This window comes from Oleiphilus sp. HI0079, assembly GCF_001635105.1.
In genome coordinates this window covers 1-829 of record NZ_LWFT01000184.1, presented here as the reverse complement: position 1 = coordinate 829, position 829 = coordinate 1, and the positions used below count along the sequence as shown (strand labels likewise).

The following is an 829-nucleotide window of genomic DNA, read 5'->3' as shown; positions in this document are numbered from 1 at the left end:
TCAAATCGCACCGATTTGTTCGCCAGATTGAAAACAAAGAGTTGTCTGCGGTCGATTCTCTAGAAGTACTTAAGGTGATGTCTGGCTTAAATCTTGGTCATGCGCGCGTCGATATTGGCAAGCTGGCTGTCGCGTTTAAAGAAAGAGCGGGCGGAGCGAGTTTGGAAGAGTTCCTTCGCGCTGAATTAGCTGACGTAGTTGGCAAGGGCTCAGATAGCGCTGGTCAGTCGCATGATGTGGTGCTTTACGGGTTTGGTCGTATTGGTCGTTTGCTTGCTCGTATACTTATCGAGAAGGCTGGTGGAGGTACNAATCTTCGCTTAAAGGCTATTGTCGTTCGCAAGGGTGGCGCTAGTAATGATCTTGAGAAGAGGGCAAGTTTGCTTCGCCGAGACTCAGTTCATGGTCCGTTCGAGGGCACTATTTCTGTTGATAATGACAAGAATCAGATTATCGCTAACGGTAATTGTATTCAGGTTATCTACTCTCCCGGCCCAGATCAGGTTGATTACACAGAGTATGGCATTAACGACGCTATCGTTATTGACAACACAGGTATTTGGAGAGATGAAGATGGTCTTGGTTTGCACCTTAAGTCAAAGGGTGTATCCAAAGTGTTGCTAACTGCTCCGGGCAAAGGTGATATCAAAAATATTGTTTATGGTATCAATAATTCTGCGATCGAAAGTTCAGACACCATTCTTTCTGCAGCGTCTTGTACTACAAATGCGATTACGCCCGTTTTGAAAGTGATTAACGACGAGTTTGGCATTAAGAACGGTCATGTTGAAACGGTGCATGCTTACACCAACGACCAAAACCTGATTGA

The 829-nt window shown here is 45.4% G+C and carries 1 protein-coding gene; it reads left to right on the top strand.

From position 1 onward, the window contains the following. Positions 1–829 (top strand): glyceraldehyde-3-phosphate dehydrogenase (locus A3750_RS02640; protein ID WP_156498332.1); only part of this gene is annotated, 829 nt, incomplete at both ends.